Origin of the sequence: Pseudomonas sp. SJZ103, assembly GCF_007828335.1 — a bacterium.
Taxonomy (GTDB): domain Bacteria; phylum Pseudomonadota; class Gammaproteobacteria; order Pseudomonadales; family Pseudomonadaceae; genus Aquipseudomonas.
The window spans coordinates 21281-38000 of record NZ_VIUN01000024.1 but is presented as its reverse complement, the minus strand read 5'-3'; the positions used below and the strand labels follow the sequence as shown (position 1 = coordinate 38000).

17 protein-coding genes are annotated in these 16720 nt (G+C 63.3%); 11 read left to right on the top strand and 6 right to left on the bottom strand.

Annotation, left to right across the window (positions count from 1 at the left end):
* Positions 1 to 351: 351 nt before the first annotated feature.
* The 5 genes from otnI to ltnD form a co-directional block, all read right to left on the bottom strand.
* On the bottom strand, positions 352 to 1137 hold the full coding sequence (gene otnI / locus FBY10_RS30415) for a 2-oxo-tetronate isomerase (RefSeq protein ID WP_145338767.1): 786 nt from the start codon (positions 1135 to 1137) through the stop codon (positions 352 to 354).
* 15 nt (positions 1138 to 1152) lie between these two features.
* Positions 1153 to 2613 carry an SLC13 family permease gene (locus FBY10_RS30410; protein WP_053139499.1) on the bottom strand — a complete coding sequence of 487 codons (1461 nt, stop codon included), beginning with the start codon at positions 2611 to 2613 and terminating at the stop codon, positions 1153 to 1155.
* A 97-nt stretch (positions 2614 to 2710) separates the two neighbouring features.
* A complete protein-coding gene (locus FBY10_RS30405) occupies positions 2711 to 3355 on the bottom strand; it encodes an aldolase (protein ID WP_131698759.1) in 645 nt (214 codons plus the stop codon).
* Positions 3352 to 4644 (bottom strand): 3-oxo-tetronate kinase, encoded by a 1293-nt coding sequence (otnK, locus tag FBY10_RS30400; protein WP_145338768.1) that lies wholly within the window; start codon positions 4642 to 4644, stop codon positions 3352 to 3354. The genes FBY10_RS30405 and otnK overlap by 4 nt, the downstream gene beginning before the upstream one ends.
* 10 nt (positions 4645 to 4654) lie before the next feature.
* Positions 4655 to 5629, bottom strand: coding sequence for an L-threonate dehydrogenase (gene ltnD / locus FBY10_RS30395; protein WP_256663615.1), 975 nt, complete (start codon positions 5627 to 5629; stop codon positions 4655 to 4657).
* Positions 5630 to 5815: 186 nt separating this feature from the next.
* On the opposite strand from ltnD, the gene FBY10_RS30390 reads away from it, so the two are divergent.
* The 6 genes from FBY10_RS30390 to FBY10_RS30365 all read left to right on the top strand — a co-directional run bounded on the left by FBY10_RS30390 (position 5816) and on the right by FBY10_RS30365 (position 10705).
* The gene (locus FBY10_RS30390) at positions 5816 to 6406 is read left to right on the top strand and encodes an amino acid synthesis family protein (protein ID WP_145338769.1); all 591 of its coding nucleotides are present in this window, start codon (positions 5816 to 5818) and stop codon (positions 6404 to 6406) included.
* Between the two features lie 39 nt (positions 6407 to 6445).
* The gene (locus FBY10_RS30385; RefSeq protein ID WP_145338770.1) at positions 6446 to 7279 is read left to right on the top strand and encodes an alpha/beta fold hydrolase; all 834 of its coding nucleotides are present in this window, start codon (positions 6446 to 6448) and stop codon (positions 7277 to 7279) included.
* A complete protein-coding gene (locus FBY10_RS30380) occupies positions 7276 to 8757 on the top strand; it encodes an aldehyde dehydrogenase (RefSeq protein WP_145338771.1) in 1482 nt (493 codons plus the stop codon). Before FBY10_RS30385 ends, FBY10_RS30380 begins: the two co-directional genes overlap by 4 nt.
* A 12-nt stretch (positions 8758 to 8769) precedes the next feature.
* Positions 8770 to 9255, top strand: a complete 486-nt coding sequence (locus tag FBY10_RS30375) for a flavin reductase family protein (protein ID WP_053139508.1) — start codon at positions 8770 to 8772, stop codon at positions 9253 to 9255.
* A 131-nt stretch (positions 9256 to 9386) separates the two neighbouring features.
* Positions 9387 to 10139 (top strand): GntR family transcriptional regulator, encoded by a 753-nt coding sequence (locus tag FBY10_RS30370; protein ID WP_027603600.1) that lies wholly within the window; start codon positions 9387 to 9389, stop codon positions 10137 to 10139.
* 2 nt (positions 10140 to 10141) lie between these two features.
* The gene (locus FBY10_RS30365) at positions 10142 to 10705 is read left to right on the top strand and encodes an NUDIX hydrolase (protein ID WP_131698765.1); all 564 of its coding nucleotides are present in this window, start codon (positions 10142 to 10144) and stop codon (positions 10703 to 10705) included.
* 138 nt (positions 10706 to 10843) lie between these two features.
* Here FBY10_RS30365 and FBY10_RS30360 read toward each other — a convergent pair whose 3' ends face one another.
* Entirely contained in the window at positions 10844 to 11137 is a 294-nt protein-coding gene (locus FBY10_RS30360; RefSeq protein ID WP_145338772.1) for a DUF1330 domain-containing protein, read from the bottom strand.
* Between the two features lie 69 nt (positions 11138 to 11206).
* On the opposite strand from FBY10_RS30360, the gene ribBA reads away from it, so the two are divergent.
* The 5 genes from ribBA (at position 11207) to FBY10_RS30335 (ending at position 16472) form a co-directional block, all read left to right on the top strand.
* Positions 11207 to 12316 carry a bifunctional 3,4-dihydroxy-2-butanone-4-phosphate synthase/GTP cyclohydrolase II gene (gene ribBA / locus FBY10_RS30355; protein WP_145338773.1) on the top strand — a complete coding sequence of 370 codons (1110 nt, stop codon included), beginning with the start codon at positions 11207 to 11209 and terminating at the stop codon, positions 12314 to 12316.
* Between the two features lie 228 nt (positions 12317 to 12544).
* Positions 12545 to 13570 carry an ABC transporter substrate-binding protein gene (locus FBY10_RS30350; RefSeq protein ID WP_027603596.1) on the top strand — a complete coding sequence of 342 codons (1026 nt, stop codon included), beginning with the start codon at positions 12545 to 12547 and terminating at the stop codon, positions 13568 to 13570.
* A complete protein-coding gene (locus FBY10_RS30345) occupies positions 13567 to 14484 on the top strand; it encodes an ABC transporter permease (RefSeq protein WP_065926398.1) in 918 nt (305 codons plus the stop codon). Before FBY10_RS30350 ends, FBY10_RS30345 begins: the two co-directional genes overlap by 4 nt.
* A gap of 6 nt (positions 14485 to 14490) precedes the next feature.
* Positions 14491 to 15300 carry an ABC transporter permease gene (locus FBY10_RS30340; RefSeq protein WP_010567348.1) on the top strand — a complete coding sequence of 270 codons (810 nt, stop codon included), beginning with the start codon at positions 14491 to 14493 and terminating at the stop codon, positions 15298 to 15300.
* 17 nt (positions 15301 to 15317) lie between these two features.
* A complete protein-coding gene (locus tag FBY10_RS30335) occupies positions 15318 to 16472 on the top strand; it encodes an ABC transporter ATP-binding protein (RefSeq protein WP_131698769.1) in 1155 nt (384 codons plus the stop codon).
* The last annotated feature ends 248 nt before the right edge of the window (positions 16473 to 16720 follow it).

Here is a 16720-nt window from a genome sequence, read left to right as displayed (position 1 = left end):
CTCGGTTGGCAGGTGGGAAGTTGCTCGGCTATAGATCTCGTGGGCACCGCTGATCCCTGTGGGAGATGTCGAGCTTTAGCGAGGCTTCGATGGCGGTGGCATGGTTGGTAGAGGTGTTGGCTGACATACCGCTATCGGGGGCGAGCCCCCTCCCACATTTGAGCTCGGTTGGCAGGTGGGAAGTTGCTCGGCTATAGATCTCGTGGGCACCGCTGATCCCTGTGGGTGATGTCGAGCTTTAGCGAGGCTTCGATGGCGGCGGCATGGTTGGTAGAGGTGTTGGCTGACATACAGCTATCGGGGGCAAGCCCCCTCCCACATTTGAACCGAACCGACACAGAGGCTCGTCGACTACCGAGCCGCTTTCCAGTCCCGCAACCATTGCAGGCCCGCCGAGGTGTCGCCCTTTGGCCGGTATTCGCAGCCGACCCAGCCGTCGTAGCCCAACTGGTCCATCAGTTCGAACAGGAAGCCGTAGTTCAGCTCGCCCAGGTCAGGCTCGTGACGGTCCGGTACCCCGGCAATCTGGATATGGCCAATGCCATCGATGTCGCGGCGCAGCTTGGTGGCCAAGTCACCTTCGACGATCTGGCAGTGGTAGCAGTCAAACTGCACCTTGAGGTTGCGCGCGCCGACCTCCCGGCAGATGGCGTGGGCCTGGTCCTGGCGGTTGAGGAAAAACCCCGGCATGTCGCGGGTGTTGATCGGCTCCAGCAACACGGTGACGCCAACCTCAGCCGCCGCGGCGCTGGCGTAGGCGAGGTTTTCCAGGTACACGGCCTGATGGCGCTGGCGCAGGTTTTCCGAGGGCAGCAAGCCGGCCATAACGTGCACGCGGTCGTTGCCGAGCACGGCGGCGTATTCCAACGCGCGCTCGAAGCCACTGCGAAACTCGGCCTCACGCCCCGGCAGGCTCGCGATGCCCCGCTCCCCCGCCGCCCAGTCACCGGGCGGTGCGTTGAACAACGCCTGCACCAGGCCGTTGTCACTCAGGCGTTGCTTGAGTGCCTCGGCGCTGTAGTCGTAGGGGAACAGGTATTCCACCGCGTCAAAACCATCGGCCTTCGCAGCCGCGAAGCGCTCGAGAAAATCATGTTGCGGGTACAGCATGCTCAGGTTGGCAGCAAAACGAGGCATAAAAGCTCCCAAGAGTCAGACAAAAGGCCAGATCAGCAGGGTAATCAAGAAACCCAAGGTGCCGAGCAAGGTGGTGATCACCGTCCACGTGCGCAAACCGTCGGCCACGTTGAGCCCGGCAAGCTTGGTGAAGATCCAGTAGCCGGCATCGTTGATATGCGACATCGCCAGCCCGCCACCGCCCATGGCCAGGCACAGCAGCGCCAGGTGGTTGGGGGTGAGGTTGAGGGTCACGATCAGCGGGCTGATGATCCCCGCCGTGGTGACCAGGGCCACTGTGGTCGAACCCTGCACCGCGCGCAGCAACATGGTCAGCAAAAAGCCCAGGGCCAGCACCGGCAGGCCGGTGGTGCGCAGCATGTCGGAGACTACCGCGCCGATGCCGGTGTCCACCAGCACCTTGCCGAACACGCCACCGGCACCGGCGATCAGGATAACCATCGCCACGCCCGGCAACGCCGAGCCGATCACGTCGGAGACCTGGCTGCGGCTCCAGCCACGGCGCGAGCCGAGCAGCCAGGCACACAGCAAGGTGTCGATCAGCAGCGCCACCAGCGGCGCGCCGAGCACGGTCATCACCCCGCGCAGGGTCGAGTCGACCGGCAGCAGCGAAGTGGCCAGGGTGCCCAGCAAAATCAGCACAATCGGCAGCAGGATCAGGCTGACAATCAGGCCGAAACCGGGTGCAGGCGCCGCCGGTAGCTTGGCGGCGATGGCGCTGGTGGACTCTTCCAGGCCCATATGGGACTCGGCCACAGCGCTCTGTTGTACCGCCTGGTGATTGCCGTTGGTCCAGGCCCGCAGGTCTTCATTGGTCACGTGGGGGCCATAGACTTCGGCACGGATATCGTCGGTCATCGGATAGAAGCGTCGGGTCATGCGCCCCGCCACGCGGTAACCGATGTAGCACAACAATGCGGTGATCGGCAGACCGAACATCAGCACCCGGCCCAAGTCGGCGCCCAGTTGGCTGGCGGCGGCAACGGCACCCGGATGGGGCGGCAGGAACGCATGCACGGTGAGCAGCGCCGCACACATCGGCAAGGCGAACACCAGCAGCGGCTTGCGTGCCCGACGTGCCACGCCATACGCCAGCGGCATCAGGATGATCACCCCGACTTCAAAGAACACCGGCACGCCGATGATGAACCCGGCGATGGTCAGCGCCAGCGGCGTGCGGCTGTTGCCAAACCGCTCGATCAACGACTTGGCCAAGGCTTCGGCACCGCCTGACAGCTCGATGATCCGCCCGATCATCGCGCCCAGGGCAATGATGATCGCGATATGGCCAAGGGTCTTGCCCATGCCGCCTTCGATCGTCGCCACCAGGTCAGCCGGTTTTACCCCGGCCACCAGCGCCACCACGATACTCACCAGCATCAACGCGACAAACGGCTGGAATTTGTACTTGAGGACCAGAAACAGCAGCAGCGCGATACCCGCGCCAGCGGTCAACATCAAAATCAGTGGGCTCATTCGAGAATGTCCTGTTGTTATTGTTTTTTGGCGCAAGCCGCTCCCGCCACGATCCGCAGGCGGGTCTCGCGGGGGGCTTGCAGTGTCGGTCTACGGCTTACCAGTGCGCGCCGAACGTCTCGCGCAGTTCATCCAAGGCGGCCTGGCTCAGCGGCTCGGGCCGGGGGTTGCTCATCAGCCAGAGCCGGGCGGTTTCTTCCAACTCTTCCAAGGCGTAGCTGGCCTTGGCCACCGAGCTTTCCCAGACCACCGGCCCCAGGCGTTCGAGCATCACCCCGCGCACGCTGTTGGCCAGTTGCGCGACTTGCTCGGCGACGTTGGGCGAGCCCGGACGCTGGTAGCCGATCAAAGGAATGTGCCCGACCTTCATCACCTGATAGGGCGTGAGCGGCGGCAGAATATCGTCCGCCCGCCATACCCCGGCCAGGGTCAACGCCACCAGGTGGGTGGAATGGGTGTGCACCACACCGCCCACCGAGGGGTTGCGGTCGTACACCTGACGGTGCAGGGCCAGGGTCTTCGAGGGTTTGTCCCCGGACACCCACTCGCCTTGCAGGTTGACCTTGGCAATCGCCCCAGGCGCCAGGCGACCCAGGCAGACGTCGGTGGGAGTAATCAACCAACCATCGTCGAGGCGCGCACTGATATTGCCGGCGCTGCCAACGGTGTAGCCACGTTGATACAGGCTGTGGCCGACGTCGCAGATCTCTTCGCGCAGGGCCTGTTCGTCGATGCCAGTCATTGGGCACCTCCGGCCAGGTGCGCAAGGGCCTTGGCAAAGAACTCACGGCCACCGAAGTTGCCGGATTTGAGCGCCAGCGCCAGCGGCTCGGTGGAACTGCTGACTGTGGCCGGCACACCGGGGTCGATCTGCGCGCCGATCTGCAGCAGGTTGACGCCGAGCGCCTTGACTACCGCCCCGGAGGTTTCCCCGCCGGCGATCACGAAACGCCGCACGCCTTGCTCGCGCAAGCCCGCAGCGATCTCGCCCAAGGCGTTCTCCACCAGGGCACCCGCGCGTTCGACGCCGAGTTGCTCTTGCACGGCCTTGACCTCGGCGGGGGTGCTGGTGGCGTAGATCAATAAGGTGTGTGCACTGTCGCGGGCAAACGCCAGCGCCTGCGCCACCACCGGTTCACCGGCAGCCAGGGCGATGGGATCAATGCGCAACGCCGGGCGGCCCGCCTCGCACCAGGCCGCAACCTGGCCGAGGGTCGCTACCGAGGCACTGCCGGCGAGCACCACCTCGCCACCGCTGATAGTCGGCAGCGTCGCCGCATCGAAGTCGCGCAGCTTACCGGCACGGCGGAAATTGCCTGGCAAACCCAAGGCCAGGCCCGAGCCACCCGTGAGCAAAGGCAAGTCGGCGCAGGCGCTGCCGAGGGTGTAGAGGTCTTGATCGGACAGCGCATCGGCGATGGCAATACCCACACCTTGCTCGCGCAGTTCGGCGATTTTTTTACGGGTTGCCTCGACGCCAGCGGCGATGCTGTCGTACCGCAGCAGCCCGACCGGCAGTTGCGTCTGGCTTTGCAGCACGCGCACCAGATTGGCATCGCCCATGGGCGTCAGCGGGTGGTGCTGCATGCCCGACTCATTGAGCAGCTGGTCCTGCACAAACAGGTGGCCACGGAAAATCGTCCGGCCGTTTTCGGGGAACGCCGGGCAGGCCAGGGTAAAATCACCGCCCAACGCCTTGAGCAAGGCCTCGCTGACCTGGCCGATATTGCCGGCGGCGGTGGAGTCAAAGGTCGAGCAATACTTGAAGAAAATCTGTTCGCAGCCCTGCTCGCGCAGCCAGTCCAGCGCGGCCAGGGATTCCTCGACAGCCTCTGCGACCGGCGTGGTACGCGACTTGAGGGCGATGACGATGGCGTCCGCATCCAGCCCGTCCGCGACTTCGCGGCTGGGGATGCCAATGCTCTGCACCGTGCGCATACCGCCGCGCACCAGCATGTTGGCCAGGTCGGTGGCGCCGGTGAAATCGTCGGCGATGCAGCCCAGCAACGGGCGCGTGGTGTGGTTAGTCATAAAGTGTTCCTTACACCGGCTCGGGCTTGGCCGTCGGCAGGTCGATGCCAGGGAAAATCTTGATCACCGCCGAGTCGTCCTCGCGGCCAAAACCGGCGCTTGAAGCCTGCATGAACATCTGGTGCGCAGTGGCCGACAACGGCAGCGGAAACTTGCTCGCACGCGCGGTATCCAGCACCAGGCCGAGGTCCTTGACGAAAATATCCACCGCCGACAGTGCCGTGTAGTCGGCCTTGAGAATGTGCGGCACGCGGTTTTCGAACATCCAGGAATTGCCGGCGCTGTGGGTGATCACCTCGTACAAGGCATCGGCGTCCACCCCTTCGCGCAGGCCCAGGGCCATGGCTTCGGCGGAGGCGGCGATATGCACGCCGGCGAGCAACTGGTTGATAATCTTGACCTTGGAACCCAGGCCATGGACGTCGCCCAGGCGATACACCTTGCCGGCCATGCCCGCCAGCACCGCATCGGCCTTGGCATAGGCGGCCTGCGGGCCGGACGTCATCATGGTCATCTCACCGGCGGCGGCCTTGGCCGCACCGCCGGAAATCGGCGCATCCAGGTACAGCAGGCCGTGTTCGCCCAGGCGCTGGCCGAGGTCCACGGCGTAGGTCGGGGCCACGGTGGCACAGCCGATCACCAGGCTCGCCGGGCGCAATGCAGCCACGGCACCGCCTTCGCCGAACAATACGGTCTCAGTCTGTTCGGCGTTAACCACCACCGTGATGATCACATCACAGGCCTCGGCCATCTGCGCCGGTGACGCGCACGCCACCCCGCCTTCGCCGGCGAACTGCTGGGTGACCGCCTCACGCACATCACAGGCATGCACATTGAAGCCTGCGCGCAACAGCGAGCGGGCAATACCCAGCCCCATCGCGCCCAAACCGATCACACCGACATTCTTATTATTCATGGGGTACTCCAGGGGAAAACGGCGGCTGACACCATACCGGCGAGCCGCGTTGGAATTGAGATCGATCATCCACCAATGAACGGATTATGTGAAGTATTTTTTCTATCTAACATTTTTTAACATCGATCCGAGAAAATCTCAGCCTGACCCTTTAACGCCTTACCCCACGCAAACTCATTTGCGACGCTTGTGCTTTGCGTATTATGGTATACCATCATACGCAAACCACTCCCCCCACACCTGATGGAGCCGCTCATGAGTTTCGAAATCCGCAAAATCGTCAGCTACGTAGAAGAAACCTTCATCGAAGGCGGCAAGGCCGCAGACACCCCGGTGAAAATGGTCGGCCTCGCCGTGGTGCTGAAGAATCCATGGCTGGGTCGTGGCTTCGTCGAAGACCTCAAGCCGGAAATCCGGGCCAATTGCTCCGACCTCGGCGCGCTGATGGTCGAGCGCCTGGTGGGCATCATTGGCGGCGCCGAAAACATCGAGGCGTATGGCAAGGCCGCCGTGGTCGGTGCCGATGGCGAGATCGAACACGCGAGCGCGATCATCCACACCCTGCGCTTCGGCAATCACTACCGTGAAGCGGTCAAGGCCAAAAGCTACTTGAGCTTCACCAACAAGCGCGGCGGTCCGGGCACCTCGATCCAGATCCCGATGATGCACAAGGACGACGAAGGCCTGCGTTCGCACTACATCACCCTGGAAATGCAGATCGAAGATGCGCCGCGTGCCGATGAAATCGTCGTGGTATTGGGCTGCGCCGATGGCGGCCGCCTGCACCCTCGTATCGGCAACCGCTACATCGACCTGGAAGAGCTGGCCGCTGAAAACGCCCAGTAAGCAAGACCGGCCAAAACAAAAAGCATGCAGGAGCGCTCCATGATTCGGCTCACCGCTGAACGCACCCCGGCTGGCACCAGTTATCTGGCGACCGGCCAAGGCCAGCCTGTGGTTTTGATCCACGGCGTGGGCCTGAATAAAGAAATGTGGGGCGGGCAAGTCGTTGGCCTGGCCACGAATTACCGCGTGATCACCTATGACATGCTCGGTCATGGCGCCAGCCCGCGTCCGGCCGCCGGCACGCCGCTGCTGGGGTATGCCGACCAGTTGCTGGAGCTGCTCGACCACCTGCAATTGCCCGAGGCCACGGTGATCGGTTTTTCCATGGGCGGCCTGGTCGCCCGGGCGTTTGCCCTGCACTACCCCGAGCGCCTCAAATCCCTGGTAGTGCTCAACAGTGTGTTCAACCGCAGCCCCGAACAGCGTGCCGGCGTGATCGCACGCACCGCCCAGGCTGCGGAACACGGCCCGGATGCGAATGCCGAAGCCGCGCTGTCGCGCTGGTTCAGCCGTGAATACCAGGCGGCCAACCCGGCGCAGATCGCCGCCCTGCGTGAAACCCTGGCGGGCAACGACCCCCAGGGCTACCTGACCACCTACGAACTGTTTGCGACTCAGGACATGTACCGCGCCGACGACCTCAAAGGTCTGCGCGTACCGACCCTGGTCGCCACCGGCGAACTCGACCCCGGTTCAACCCCGGAAATGGCCCGGCAACTGGCCGATCGTATTCCCGGCGCCACCGTTGCGGTGCTGGCCGAGCAACGGCATATGATGCCGGTAGAATCGCCACGCCTGGTCAACCAGCTGCTGCTGGGCTTCCTCGACACGGTGTACGCCCAAAACAATCCAATCAAGGGGATCGTTGCATGACACTCGCACGCTTCCAGATGTGCATCGGCGGTGAATGGGTCGATGCCCTGTCCGGCAAGACTTTCGACAGCCTCAACCCGGCGCTGGCCGAACCCTGGGCGCAACTGCCCGACGCCGATGAGGCCGATGTAGAGCGCGCCGTGCAGGCCGCGCAACGCGCGTTCGACAGCCCGGCCTGGCGTGGCCTCACCGCCACCGCACGGGGCAAATTGCTGCGCCGCCTGGGCGACCTGATCGCCGAGAACAAGGAACAACTGGCCCAACTGGAAAGCCGCGACAACGGCAAGCTGATCCGCGAAACCCGTGGCCAGGTCAGCTACCTGCCGGAGTTTTTCCACTACACCGCCGGCCTGGCCGACAAGCTCGAAGGCGGCACCCTGCCGCTGGACAAGCCCGACCTGTTCGCCTACACCGTGCACGAAGCCATGGGCGTGGTCGCCGCGATCATTCCGTGGAACAGCCCGCTGTACCTGACTGCGATCAAACTCGCGCCGGCCCTGGCGGCGGGCAATACCATCGTGATCAAACCGTCGGAGCACGCCTCGGCGACCATCCTCGAACTCGCGCGCCTGGCCCTCGAAGCCGGGATCCCGCCGGGCGTGGTCAACGTGGTCACCGGCTACGGCCCCAGCACCGGCGCCGCCCTCACCCGCCACCCACTGGTGCGCAAGATCGCCTTCACCGGCGGCGCGGCCACGGCCCGCCATGTGGTGCGCAGCAGCGCGGAGAACTTCGCCAAGCTGTCCCTGGAACTGGGCGGCAAGTCGCCGAATATCATCTTTGCCGACGCCGACCTCGACAGTGCCATCAATGGCGCGATTGCCGGGATCTATGCGGCGTCCGGGCAGAGCTGCGTGTCCGGCTCGCGCCTGCTGGTGCAGGATGAGATCTACGACGAATTCGTCGAGCGCCTGGTGGCGCGCGCCGAGCGCATCCGCATCGGCAACCCCCAGGACGACGCCAGCGAAATGGGCCCCATGGCCACCGCGCAGCAACTGGCCGTGGTCGAACGCCTGGTGGCGGACGCCATCGCCGAAGGCGCGCGCCTGCGCACCGGCGGCAAGCGCCCGCAGAACCTCGGTGAAGGCTGGTTCTATGAGCCGACCTTGTTCGAGTGCGACAGCAATTCGATGAAGATCATGCAGGAAGAAGTGTTCGGCCCGGTGGCCTCGGTCATCCGTTTCAAGGACGAAGCCGAAGCGCTGGCCATCGCCAACGACTCGCAATTCGGCCTCGCCGCCGGCATCTGGACCCGCGACCTCGGCCGCGCCCACCGCCTGGCGCGGGACGTGCGCTCGGGGATCATCTGGGTCAACACCTACCGGGCCGTGTCGGCGATGGCGCCTATCGGCGGCTTCAAGAACAGCGGCTACGGACGTGAAAGCGGCATCGATTCGGTGCTCGCCTACACCGAGCTGAAGACGGTGTGGATCAACCTCTCCCAGGCGCCTATGCCTGATCCTTTCGTGATGCGTTAAGAGACCCCGACCATGATCGAACCCGGCATTTACAAAGACGTCATGAGCTCATTCCCCTCCGGGGTCACGGTGGTCACCACCCTCGACCCGGACGGCGGCATCGTCGGCATTACCGCCAGTGCGTTCAGCGCACTGTCGATCGACCCGGCGCTGGTGCTGTTCTGCCCTAACTATGCGTCGGACACCTACCCGATCCTGCGCGACAGCAAGCGCTTCGCGATCCACTTGCTGTCCGCCGACCAGACCGCCGAGGCCTATGCTTTCGCCAGCAAGGGCAAGGAAAAGGCCAAGGGCATCGAGTGGCACCTGAGCGAGTTGGGCAACCCGCTGCTGGCCAAGGCCACGGCGATCATCGAGTGCGAGCTGTGGCGCGAATACGACGGCGGCGATCACGCGATCATCGTCGGTGCGGTAAAGAACCTGATCCTGCCCAAGGAGCCGGTCACGCCGATGATCTACCACAAGGGTAAGCTGGGCCCGCTGCCGGCGCTGGCCTGAGGCGCGCGGGGGGCCGTGAGGGTTTGTCGCTTAAGGAACGCAGCATGATAAACTTGGGCACGATTTTCGGCCCTCAATCGGCCCCGGCCGGCCGAGGCCTCCAGTTAACCGCTAAATTCAGAGCAGACCCCATGAAACGCGCGCCCCTCGACGACAGCTTCAAGGTCAATCACAACCCGGTCACCCTGCGCGAAATCGTGCTGGAAAAACTGCGCAGCGCCATCATGAACTTCCAACTGCTGCCCGGTGACCGCCTGGTGGAGCGCGACCTGTGCGACCGCCTCGGCGTCAGCCGCACCTCGGTACGCGAAGCCTTGCGTCACTTGGAGTCCGAAGGCCTGGTGGAATTCGCCGATGCCAAAGGCCCGCAGGTGGCGATCATTACCCTGGCCGACGCCGTCGACATCTATGAACTGCGGTGCGTGCTCGAAGGCTTGATCGTGCAATTGTTCACCCTGCGCGCCAAGGCCAAGGACATCAAGGCCCTGGAAAAAGCCCTGGAAGAAAACCGCAAGGCCCTCAAGGACGGCGAGCTGCAACAGGTCATCGACTCGGTCCAAGGCTTCTACGACGTGCTGCTCGAAGGTTCGGGCAACCATGTGGCGGCCACCCAGTTGCGCCAGCTGCAAGCGCGTATCAGCTACCTGCGCGCCACCTCGGTGTCCCAGGAAAACCGTCGCGGCACCAGTAACCAGGAAATGGAACGCATGGTCCAGGCGATCAAGAGCGGCGACCCGCTGGCGGCCCACCAGGCCTGCGTCGATCACGTGCGTGCTGCGGCTGCCGTGGCCCTGGATTACCTCAAGCGCAAACAGGAAGAAACCGGCAAGATCCCGGAAATCACCCTGCCCATCGCGCTGAAAGAACCGCGCATAGGTCACTGACCTTGGCCAGCCCCAGCTTTTGCCCGACATGCGGCGGCAGTGACCTCGGTCACCAGCTGCCACCGGGCGATACCCATGAGCGCCTGATGTGCCGGGGCTGCGGCTATATCCACTACATCAATCCCAAGATCATCGCCGGCTGCATCATCGAGCAGGACGGCAAATACCTGCTGTGCCAACGGGCGATCCCGCCCCGCCCGGGCACCTGGACCTTGCCTGCCGGCTTTATGGAAGGTGGCGAAACCACTGAGCAGGCGGCGTTGCGTGAAGTCTGGGAAGAAAGCGGCGTACGTGCCGAGATCCTCTCGCCCTACTCGATCTTCAGCGTGCCGAAAATCAGCGAGGTGTACATCATCTTCCGCGCCATCGCGCTGGAGATCACCGGCCAGTTCGGCCCGGAAACCCTCGACTACAAGTTCTTCGCGCCCGAGGACATTCCCTGGGACAGCATCTACTACCCGGCGATCCGGCAGATCCTCGAACGGTATATCGAGGAACGCCAGGCTGGGGTGTATGGCATCTACATCGGCAATGACGACAGCGGCAAGATCCACTTCATCCGCTGATCTTCAGGTAAACCAGGTCCAAATGTGGGAGGGGGCTTGCTCCCGATGGCGGTAGTTCAGTCACTTCATGTATTGACTGACATACTGCTATCGGGAGCAAGCCCCCTCCCACATTTGAATCGGTTTATACCTGAAAAATCAGGGCGCCAACCCTTCCACGATGATGATCTGCGCCACCCCCGCCCCTTCACGGTGCGCTTTCGCCTCCTGATATTCGGCGGACTCGTAGCACGCCACCGCCTGCTCGTAGCTATCAAACTCAATCACCACATTACGCTGCCGTGCCGGCCCGCCTTCCATCGCTTCACTGCGCCCGCCCCTGGCCAGGAACCGTCCGCCAAACTGTGCAAACGCCGCCGGCGCGCGCTGGGTGTACTGCGTGTATTGCTCTGCATCGGACACATCCACATGGGCAATCCAGTAGGCCTTCATCGTGACATCCTCTTGTTGAGTTTTTGTAGTATACCATAATACATACAACCAACAAATCGAGCATTCTCCATGTCCTTCAACAGCATCGCAGACATCATCGAAGACTACCGCCAAGGCAAGATGGTGCTCCTGGTGGACGACGAAGACCGGGAAAACGAAGGCGACCTGTTGCTGCCTGCGGCCTGCTGCACCGCCGAGACTATCAGTTTCATGGCTCGCGAAGCCCGTGGCCTGATCTGCCTGACCCTCACCGACGAACACTGCCAGCGCCTGGGCCTGGAACAGATGGTGCCGAGCAATGGCAGCGTGTTCAGCACCGCGTTTACCGTGTCCATCGAAGCCGCCAGCGGCGTGACCACCGGCATCTCCGCCGCCGACCGCGCACGCACTGTGGCAGCGGCCGTCGCCAGCAATGCCGGACCGGCCGACATCGTGCAGCCGGGGCATATCTTCCCGTTGCGCGCCAAGGATGGCGGCGTGTTGACGCGCGCCGGCCACACCGAAGCCGGCTGCGACCTGGCGCGCCTGGCCGGGCACACCCCGGCCTCGGTGATCGTCGAAGTGATGAACGACGACGGCACCATGGCCCGCCGCCCCGACCTGGAAATCTTCGCGCGCAGGCACGGCATCAAGATCGGCACCATCGCCGACCTAATCCACTACCGCCTCAGCACCGAACGCACCGTGGTGCGCATCGGTGAACGCGACCTGCCCACGGTGCACGGCACATTCCGCCTGATCACCTTTGAAGACCGCATCGACGGCGGCGTGCACATGGCCATGGTGATGGGCCAGTTGCACCGCGATACCCCGGCGCTGGTGCGCGTGCATGTGATCGACCCGCTGCGCGACCTAGTCGGTGCCGACTACAGCGGCCCGTCCAACTGGACACTGTGGGCGGCCTTGCAACGTGTCGCTGCTGAAGGCAGTGGCGTAGTGGTGGTACTGGCCAACCATGAATCGTCCCAGGCCCTGCTGGAACGCGTGCCGCAACTGACGCAGGCACCGCGCCAGTTCAACCGTTCGCAGTCGCGCATCTATTCCGAAGTGGGCACCGGGGCGCAGATCTTGCAGGACCTCGGCGTCGGCAAGCTGCGTCACCTCGGCCCGCCCCTCAAATACGCAGGGCTGACCGGCTACGACCTGGAGGTGGTCGAGAGCATTCCCTTCACCGAATGACGGATAACCGGTAAGGCAAAATGCTTGCACAAAGTTTGGAATACCATAATATGATATTCCATAGACCGAACGCTTCTGCCAAGTGCGCCCGCCAGGGAGAGCACCAATAACAGCCCTTGGCACGGTCGCCTTTTGGGGTCTCGATTAGAGGCCCCCGATGGACCTACTGCTCCCGATAGGCGGGCATTACCAAGCCCGCTCAATAACAAAACAAATGAGGGCGTGAAAATGGTGTTGAACAAACGTGCAACCGCGGTGCTGTTCGCGGGCTTATTGGCCACGGCCACTCACGCGGCCATGGCGGCCGAAAGCGTCAATTTCGTGAGCTGGGGCGGTAGCACCCAGGATGCGCAGAAGCAGGCCTGGGCCGACCCGTTCAGCAAGGCCAGCGGCATTACCGTGGTCCAAGATGGGCCCACCGACTACGGCAAACTCAAGGCCATGGTCGAAAGCGGCAACGTGCAGTGGGACGTGGTGGATGTCGAGGCCGACTTCGCCTTGCGCGCCGCCGCCGAAGGCCTGCTCGAACCCCTCGACTTCTCGGTGATCCAGCGCGACAAGATCGACCCGCGCTTCGTCTCCGACCATGGCGTGGGCTCGTTCTTCTTCTCCTTCGTGCTCGGCTACAACGAAGGCAAGCTCGGCGCCGGCAAGCCCCAGGACTGGACCGCGCTGTTCGACACCAAGACCTACCCCGGCAAACGCGCCCTCTACAAATGGCCAAGCCCCGGCGTGCTCGAACTGGCGCTGCTGGCCGACGGCGTCCCGGCCGACAAGCTCTACCCCCTGGACCTGGACCGCGCCTTCAAGAAACTCGACACCATCAAAAAAGACATCGTCTGGTGGGGCGGCGGTGCGCAGTCGCAACAGTTGCTGGCGTCCGGCGAAGTCAGCATGGGCCAGTTCTGGAACGGTCGCATCCACGCCCTGCAGGAAGACGGCGCGCCCGTGGGCGTGAGCTGGAAGCAGAACCTGGTCATGGCCGACATCCTCGTCGTGCCTAAAGGGTCGAAAAACAAAGCGGCTGCGATGAAGTTCCTCGCCAACGCCAGCAGCGCCAAGGGCCAGGCGGATTTCTCTAATCTGACCGCCTATGCACCGGTGAACATCGACAGCGTGCAGCGCCTGGATTCGGTGCTCGCGCCGAACCTGCCGACCGCCTACGTCAAGGACCAGATCACCCTCGATTTCGCCTACTGGGCCAAGAACGGTCCGGCCATTGCGACACGGTGGAATGAATGGCTAGTCAAATGAAAATGACGGCAACCACACCGACCGGGAGCGCCCTCGGCGCTGCCGGCGCGGTTTCGCCCAAGGCCGGGGCGCCGTCCCTGGCGCAGCGCTGGCGGGGCTCGAGCAACCTGATCCCGGCCCTGCTGTTCCTCGGCCTGTTCTTCCTGGCGCCGCTGATCGGCCTGTTGCTGCGCGGCGTGCTGGAGCCGGTGCCGGGCCTGGGCAACTATGAACAGCTGTTCGCCAACTCGGCCTATGCACGGGTGCTGCTCAACACCTTTTCGGTGGCGGGCCTGGTGACCCTGTTCAGCCTGCTGCTGGGCTTTCCGCTGGCGTGGGCGATCACCCTGGTGCCGCGCGGCTGGGGGCGCTGGATCCTGAATATTGTGCTGCTGTCGATGTGGACCAGCCTGCTCGCCCGCACCTATTCCTGGCTGGTCTTGCTGCAAGCCTCCGGGGTGATCAACAAGGCGCTGATGGCCATGGGCATCATCGATGTGCCCCTGGAGATGGTGCATAACCTCACCGGCGTGGTGATCGGCATGAGCTACATCATGATCCCGTTCATCGTGCTGCCGTTGCAGGCGACCATGCAGGCCATCGACCCGATGATCCTGCAGGCCGGCTCCATCTGCGGCGCGAGCCCGTGGACCAACTTCTTCCGCGTCTTCCTGCCACTGTGCCGGCCGGGGCTGTTTTCCGGCGGCCTGATGGTATTCGTGATGTCCCTCGGTTACTACGTCACCCCGGCGCTGCTCGGCGGTGCGCAGAACATGATGCTGCCCGAATTCATCATCCAGCAGGTGCAATCGTTCCTTAATTGGGGCCTGGCCAGTGCCGGCGCCGCGTTGCTGATCTTCATCACGCTGGTGCTGTTCTACTTCTACCTGAAGCTTCAGCCGGAATCCCCGGTTGGCGCCAGCAACGCGAGGTAAGCCGTCATGCTCCTGACCCCCAATGCCATGAGCCGCAGGATGCGCTTGGGCCTCTACACCACCACCGGGTTGATTGGCCTGTTCCTGCTGCTGCCGATCGTGTTTATCGTGCTGCTGTCGTTCGGCTCGTCGCAATGGCTGGTGTTCCCGCCGCCGGGCTGGACGCTAAAATGGTACGGCCAGTTCTTCTCCAACGCTGACTGGATGAACGCAGCCATGGCCAGCCTCAAGGTGGCCGTGCTGACCACCGTGTTCGCCGTCGCCCTGGGCCTGCCCACCGCCTTTGCCCTGGTGCGCGGGCGCTTCCCCGGCCGCGAATTGCTCTACGGCCTGTTCACCCTGCCGATGATCGTGCCTCTGGTGATCATCGCCGTGGCGGTGTACGCGCTGTTCCTCAAGCTGGGCTACACCGGCACGATGTTCGCTTTTGTGGTCAGCCATGTGATCGTGGCGCTGCCGTTCACCATCATCTCGATCATCAACTCGCTGAAGCTGTTCGACCAGTCGATCGAGGACGCGGCGGTGATCTGCGGCGCCTCGCGGTTGCAGGCGGTGTTCAAGGTGACCTTTCCGGCGATTCGTCCTGGGATGGTTGCCGGTGCGTTGTTCGCCTTCCTGGTCTCGTGGGACGAAGTGGTGCTCAGCGTGATGATGGCCAGCCCGACCCTGCAAACCCTTCCCGTAAAAATGTGGACCACCCTGCGCCAGGACCTGACGCCTGTGATCGCCGTCGCGTCGACGCTGCTGATCGGCCTCTCGGTGCTGGTCATGGTGATTGCCGCCGCCGTTCGCCGGCGTACCGAAACCCGCGCTTGAGCGCCGAGGAGAAGAACATGAGTGCAGTGATCAACGATGTCGCGCAGAGCCATGGCCAACCCCTGGTCAGCCTGCGCAACCTGAATAAGCACTACGGCGAATTCGCTGCCGTGGACAACATCTCGCTGGACATCCAGGACGGCGAATTCCTCACCTTCCTCGGCTCCAGCGGCTCGGGCAAAAGCACCACACTGTCGATGCTTGCCGGCTTCGAAACGCCAAGCAGCGGCGAGATCCTGGTCAGCGGCCAATCACTGGTCAATGTACCGCCGCACAAGCGCGACATCGGCATGGTGTTCCAGCGTTACTCACTGTTCCCGCATTTGTCGGTGCGCGACAACATCGCCTTCCCCCTGGCGATTCGCAAACTGGCCAGCGCCGAACGCGAAAAGCGCGTGGACGCCATGCTCAAGCTGGTGCAACTGGAACAGTTCGCCCATCGCCGCCCTTCGCAACTGTCCGGCGGCCAACAGCAACGGGTCGCCATCGCCCGCGCGCTGGTGTACGAGCCACGCATCCTGCTGATGGACGAACCCCTCGGCGCCCTCGACAAGAAGCTGCGCGAAGACCTGCAGGACGAACTGCGCCAACTGCACCGGCGCTTGGGCATCACCATCGTCTACGTAACCCACGACCAGGAAGAAGCCATGCGCCTGTCCCAGCGCATCGCGATTTTCAGCCACGGCAAGATCGTCGGCCTGGGCAGCGGCTTCGACCTCTACCAGAACCCGCCGAACGCGTTCGTGGCGTCGTTCCTCGGCAACTCCAACTTCCTCAAGCTCAAGGCCCAGGGCAACGCGGCGGCAGCGTTCGAAGGCCAATCCCTGTCGATCCGCCTGACCAGCGGGTTGCGCACCGAGCAGGATGTGCTGCTGATGGTGCGCCCGGAAAAAGCCCTGGCGCTGAGTGTCGAACAGGCTGCTGAACAACCGTTGGCGGCGGGCTGGAATGAAGTGTCGGCGATTGTGGGTGAGGTGCTGTTCCTCGGCGAAAGCCAGACCTGCACAGTGAAAACCCTCGGCGGCACATCGATGACGGTCAAGGCGCTGTCCGCTGCGGGCATGCCCCTCAAGGCCGGCGACCCGGTGCGTGTGCGCTGGGCGACGGCGGATGCGTGTGTGTATACGGAGTGGGCCGAGAGTGATCTGAACAAGGCCGCAGGCGCGCATTGAGTCACCCATGTGGGAGGGAGGCCCCACTACCGCTTCGAAGTAGGGCTGCTGCGCAGCCCAACGCGGGACAAGCCCGCTCGCCACAAGAATGCTGTCGACTGAAATTGCTTATGCAAAATTCAAGACTTTAGGGTGAAATTTTAACTTTTAAAATCAGTAAGTTATTTTAAGTTTGAGAAGAGCATGGCTATCTACACAACGTTCTAGTCGCCAACGGCAACCACGATGCGAAGAGAGCCGCCCTTGAT

Bases quoted from the DNA above. Each gene is read 5' to 3' on its own strand.
- otnI (WP_145338767.1), bottom strand. From the start codon at position 1,137: ATGCCTCGTTTTGCTGCCAACCTGAGCATGCTGTACCCGCAACATGAT.
- FBY10_RS30410 (WP_053139499.1), bottom strand. From the start codon at position 2,613: ATGAGCCCACTGATTTTGATGTTGACCGCTGGCGCGGGTATCGCGCTG.
- FBY10_RS30405 (WP_131698759.1), bottom strand. From the start codon at position 3,355: ATGACTGGCATCGACGAACAGGCCCTGCGCGAAGAGATCTGCGACGTC.
- otnK (WP_145338768.1), bottom strand. From the start codon at position 4,644: ATGACTAACCACACCACGCGCCCGTTGCTGGGCTGCATCGCCGACGAT.
- ltnD (WP_256663615.1), bottom strand. From the start codon at position 5,629: ATGATCGATCTCAATTCCAACGCGGCTCGCCGGTATGGTGTCAGCCGC.
- FBY10_RS30390 (WP_145338769.1), top strand. From the start codon at position 5,816: ATGAGTTTCGAAATCCGCAAAATCGTCAGCTACGTAGAAGAAACCTTC.
- FBY10_RS30385 (WP_145338770.1), top strand. From the start codon at position 6,446: ATGATTCGGCTCACCGCTGAACGCACCCCGGCTGGCACCAGTTATCTG.
- FBY10_RS30380 (WP_145338771.1), top strand. From the start codon at position 7,276: ATGACACTCGCACGCTTCCAGATGTGCATCGGCGGTGAATGGGTCGAT.
- FBY10_RS30375 (WP_053139508.1), top strand. From the start codon at position 8,770: ATGATCGAACCCGGCATTTACAAAGACGTCATGAGCTCATTCCCCTCC.
- FBY10_RS30370 (WP_027603600.1), top strand. From the start codon at position 9,387: ATGAAACGCGCGCCCCTCGACGACAGCTTCAAGGTCAATCACAACCCG.
- FBY10_RS30360 (WP_145338772.1), bottom strand. From the start codon at position 11,137: ATGAAGGCCTACTGGATTGCCCATGTGGATGTGTCCGATGCAGAGCAA.
- ribBA (WP_145338773.1), top strand. From the start codon at position 11,207: ATGTCCTTCAACAGCATCGCAGACATCATCGAAGACTACCGCCAAGGC.
- FBY10_RS30350 (WP_027603596.1), top strand. From the start codon at position 12,545: ATGGTGTTGAACAAACGTGCAACCGCGGTGCTGTTCGCGGGCTTATTG.
- FBY10_RS30345 (WP_065926398.1), top strand. From the start codon at position 13,567: ATGAAAATGACGGCAACCACACCGACCGGGAGCGCCCTCGGCGCTGCC.
- FBY10_RS30340 (WP_010567348.1), top strand. From the start codon at position 14,491: ATGCTCCTGACCCCCAATGCCATGAGCCGCAGGATGCGCTTGGGCCTC.
- FBY10_RS30335 (WP_131698769.1), top strand. From the start codon at position 15,318: ATGAGTGCAGTGATCAACGATGTCGCGCAGAGCCATGGCCAACCCCTG.